Below are 4,432 nucleotides of genomic sequence, written 5' to 3'. Positions count from 1 at the left end.
CCCAGTCCGAAGCCCAGGTAAGGGATGAAAAACGCCAGGCCGGTGAACACACCGACCGGCACCGCCAGGTCGAACCCGAACAGGGCCAGCGCCACGCTGAAATAAACCGCCAGCGTGCCCATGACCAGAAACTGGCCGCGCAGGTACTGGCCCAGCACCAGGTCGGACTCGGCCATGAAACTGTCAAACGAAGCGCGCAGCTTGGGCGGCACCAGCTCGACCACGAGGCCGACGAAACGGTCCCAGTCCTTGAGCAGGAAAAACAGGGCCACCGGAATCAGCACGCCATTGCCCACGATGGCCAGTGCCACGCTGCCGCCCAGCTTGAGCGAGGACAGGACCGAGCCGAAGGCATCTTCAAAGTTGGCGTTGAGGTACTTCACGACAAAGGCCTTGATGCTGGCCACATCCAGCGACACCTTGATGCCGAACTGCGCCAGCCACGGCCCCAGCGCGGAGTTGACGCGATCGGCCAGCAAGGGCAGCTGCTCGCGCAGCAGCGGCAATTCCTTGGCAAAAATCGGCACCACCAGCAGCAGGATGGACAGCAGGACCAGGAGGAACAGGGTCTCCACGATCAGGACGGCCAGCACGCGCGGCATCCGGCCGCGGCCCAGGCCGTCGAGCCAGTTCACCACCGGCGTCAGCACATAGGCCAGCACGGCGCCCACCACAAAAGGCGTCAACACCGGCCCCAGCAGCCACAACGCCAGCATCACCAGGGCCGCGATCAGGCACCAGGCGGCGGTACGTTTTTGGGTGGAAGTAAATTGCATGCAGGCGGACGGGGTGAACCCTTAGAATCTTGGCTTGGATTCTATCGGGCTTGCATGTCCGTCCCGCCGGCCCCTTCCCACCACCCAAGCAGCATGACCACCTCCTCCCCTTCCCCCCTGAACTACAAAGACGCTGGCGTTGACATCGACGCGGGCGACGCGCTGGTTGAACGCATCAAGCCCCTGGCCAAAAAAACCATGCGCGAAGGCGTGCTGGCCGGAATTGGCGGCTTTGGCGCACTGTTCGAGGTGCCCAAGCGCTACAAGGAGCCGGTCCTGGTCAGCGGCACCGATGGTGTCGGCACCAAGCTCCGCCTGGCTTTTGAATGGAGCATGCACGACACCGTGGGCATCGACCTGGTGGCCATGAGCGTCAACGACGTGCTGGTGCAGGGTGCCGAGCCGCTGTTCTTTCTGGACTACTTTGCCTGCGGCAAGCTCGATGTGGACACCGCGGCGGCCGTGGTGGGCGGCATTGCGAGAGGCTGCGAACTCAGCGGCTGCGCGCTGATAGGCGGCGAAACCGCCGAAATGCCCGGCATGTACCCCGAGGGTGAATACGACCTGGCCGGTTTTGCCGTGGGCGCCGTTGAAAAATCCAAAATCCTCACCGGCAAGGATGTCCAGCCCGGCGACGTGGTGCTGGGCCTGGCCAGCAGCGGCGTGCATTCCAACGGCTTCAGCCTGGTGCGCAGATGTATCGAGCGCGCCGGCGCCGACCTGCCGGCCACGCTGGACGGCCAACCTTTCAGGCAGGCCCTGATGGCGCCGACCCGCCTGTACGTGAAAAACGTGCTGGCCGCGCTGGCCGCCCACCCGATCAAGGCACTGGCCCACATCACCGGCGGCGGCCTGCTGGAAAACATTCCGCGCGTGTTACCAGAAGGCACGGCCGCCCACCTGAAAAAGGGCAGCTGGCCGCAGACAGAACTGTTTGCCTGGCTGCAGAAAACCGCCGCCATCTCCGACTTCGAGATGAACCGCACCTTCAACAACGGCATCGGCATGGTGGTGGTGGTGGATGCCGCCCACGCTGAAGCCACCGCGCAAACCTTGCGCGACGCCGGCGAACAGGTGTACGAGATCGGCGTGATTGCGCCGCAGGGCGACGGCGCCGCCGTCACCGTCAGCTAGGGCGACAGGGACCGGACACCGGGCTGGCGCCACCAACCGCACAAACCACGCCGCCATGCCCGGCCCCATCGTCCCGCCACAACGGCTTCCCGCCGCCATCTGGGCACTGGGTTTTGTCAGCCTGCTGATGGACATCTCCTCCGAGATGATCCACAGCCTGCTGCCCGTCTTCATGGTGACGGTGCTGGGCACCAGCATGTGGGCGGTCGGCCTGATCGAAGGGGTTGCCGAGGCCACGGCCCTGATCGTCAAGGTTTTCTCGGGCGTGCTCAGCGACTACTGGGGCCGGCGCAAACCACTGGCGGTGCTGGGTTATGGCCTGGGCGCAGCCTCCAAGCCCCTGTTTGCGCTGGCCACCAGCACCGGCATGGTGCTGGCTGCCCGATTGATCGACCGCACCGGAAAGGGCATACGCGGCGCGCCGCGGGATGCGCTGGTGGCCGATCTGGCCCCGCCCGGCATGCGCGGTGCGGCCTTCGGGCTGCGGCAGTCGCTCGATACCGTGGGCGCCTTTGTCGGGCCGCTGCTCGCCATGGGCCTGATGCTGCTCTGGGCCAACGACTTCCGGGCAATTTTCTGGGTCGCCATGGTCCCGGGTTTCATGGCGGTGGCCTTGCTGCTGTTCGGTGTACAGGAATCCGCACCGGCACCAGACAAGGTGGCGGCGCCGCGGCGCAACCCGATCAGCCGGGACGAGTTGCGGCGCCTGGGGGCGCCGTACTGGCGCGTGGTCGTGATCGGCGCTGTTTTCACCCTTGCGCGATTCAGCGAGGCCTTCTTGGTGCTGCGCGCGTTGCAGGGCGGCATGCCCATCGCCTGGACGCCACTGGTGCTGATTGGCATGAACATCGTTTACGCCCTGGGCGCCTACCCCTTCGGCAAACTGTCGGACAAGATGAGCCACACCACACTGCTGGCGGCGGGACTGCTGGTGCTGATCGCGGCCGATGTGGTGCTGGCCTCGGGCAACCACTGGACCTTTGTCTGGGCCGGCATCGCCCTGTGGGGACTGCACATGGCGATGACCCAGGGCCTGCTGGCCACCATGGTGACCGACACCGCACCGGCCGACCTGCGCGGTACCGCCTTCGGTTTTTTCAACCTGATGAGCGGCCTGGCCATGCTGCTGGCCAGCGCGGTGGCCGGGGTGTTGTGGGACCAGCTGGGCGCCCCGGTAACCTTTGCGGCTGGCGCGGTCTTCAGCCTGGCAGCACTGGCACTGCTGGGGTACTGGCGCGGGGCACGGATCCGTGATGAAGCTGCAGCATCCCCCAACTAAGACTTTTTTGCTACAAAAATACTAGCTGCTTGCGCCCGTGTGCATTGGGCGGACTGGACTTTTGAGACATTTTGTATCAAACTGTTCCATCTACCCCATCCAGTCCTGGAGCGCTCATGCCGGTCATCGCAGTCGTCAACCGCAAGGGAGGCAGTGGCAAAAGCACACTGGCCGCCCATATCGCGGCCTGGTGCGCCCGCAATGGCAGCTCCGTCATGTTGGGTGACGTGGACCGGCAGCAATCGGCGCGAGCCTGGCTGAAACGGCGCGACCCCTCTTTGCCGACCATCGCGCCCTGGGCGGTGGACCAGAAAAACATGTTGCGTGTGCCGACCGGCATCACCCACGTGGTGCTTGACACCCCCGGCGGCATGCACGGCTTTGAACTCGCGCGGGTCGTGATGTTTGCCGACGCCATCGTGATGCCGGTGTGCAACTCGATGTTCGACCGCGAATCGGCCGAGGCCTGCCATGCCGAACTGATGACCATGCCTCGCGTGGCCAGCGGCCGCTGCCGCCTGGCGGTGGTCGGCATGCGTATCGACGCGCGTACCAATGCCGCGCAAACCCTGGACGAATGGGCGGAATCGCTGGGCGTGCCTTTTCTGGGGGCCCTGCGCGAAACCCAGCTTTATGTGCGCAGCCTGGAGCGCGGTCTGACGATTTTTGACCTGCAGCCGCAGTTGGCCGCCGCCGATCTGGCCCAGTGGGCGCCCATATTGCAATGGCTCAAGCCCCAGCTCTACCCGCCACAGGCCGCCAACGATGGCACAGGGGTGGTTCGGCCCCAGGCACGAACCCTGGTACCCAGAGGCGCGGCTTCACCCCAAAGCGCGCCTGGCGAGGTGGTTTCGAAAGGTCTGGGCTCGCTGTCCAGCAGCCTGATGCCAGCGCAGGAATCCATGGTCCAGGGCGGCCGCATGTCCACGCTCAGCGCCGGCCGCACGGCCACTGCGCCGACCCAGCCTCCGGCCAAACCCACCCTGGCACGCACCGGCTCTTCAGGCGACGGCCGGCAGATTCCGTCTTTTCTCAAGCGCAGCGCCAATTAATAAAGCCCCCACGGTCGCTCACTTCGTGTAACTCCCTGCCCCCCGAGGGGGCCGCTGCGCCTGCGGACTGGCAAAGCCAGATCCGCGGCCCCCTGCTTGAAAAAAGAAGAGCCCCCCGGTCGTTCACTTCGTGTAGCTCCCTGCCCCCCGAGGGGGCCGCTGCGCCTGCGGACTGGCAAAGCCAGATCCGC

At 65.5% G+C, this 4,432-nt stretch carries 4 protein-coding genes; 3 read left to right on the top strand and 1 reads right to left on the bottom strand.

The features are described from left to right. The coding region (locus PSV33_RS03210; RefSeq protein WP_300558633.1) for an AI-2E family transporter at positions 1 to 776 on the bottom strand (776 nt) is incomplete at its 3' end. Positions 777 to 869: 93 nt separating this feature from the next. Between PSV33_RS03210 and purM the strand changes: the two genes are divergently transcribed. The 3 genes from purM (at position 870) to PSV33_RS03195 (ending at position 4,241) form a co-directional block, all read left to right on the top strand. Continuing rightward, positions 870 to 1,910 (top strand): phosphoribosylformylglycinamidine cyclo-ligase, encoded by a 1,041-nt coding sequence (purM, locus tag PSV33_RS03205; RefSeq protein WP_300558630.1) that lies wholly within the window; start codon positions 870 to 872, stop codon positions 1,908 to 1,910. Positions 1,911 to 1,965: 55 nt separating this feature from the next. After that, complete coding sequence (locus PSV33_RS03200) at positions 1,966 to 3,189, top strand: MFS transporter (protein WP_300558627.1); 1,224 nt, start codon at positions 1,966 to 1,968, stop codon at positions 3,187 to 3,189. Between the two features lie 116 nt (positions 3,190 to 3,305). Further along, complete coding sequence (locus PSV33_RS03195) at positions 3,306 to 4,241, top strand: ParA family protein (RefSeq protein ID WP_300558624.1); 936 nt, start codon at positions 3,306 to 3,308, stop codon at positions 4,239 to 4,241. Positions 4,242 to 4,432 lie beyond the last annotated feature (191 nt).

Source organism: Polaromonas sp. (assembly GCF_029945895.1).
In the GTDB taxonomy this organism is placed as follows: domain Bacteria; phylum Pseudomonadota; class Gammaproteobacteria; order Burkholderiales; family Burkholderiaceae_C; genus Polaromonas.
Note: the sequence above shows the minus strand (reverse complement) of the source record. Positions and strands in the feature narration are given on the sequence as shown.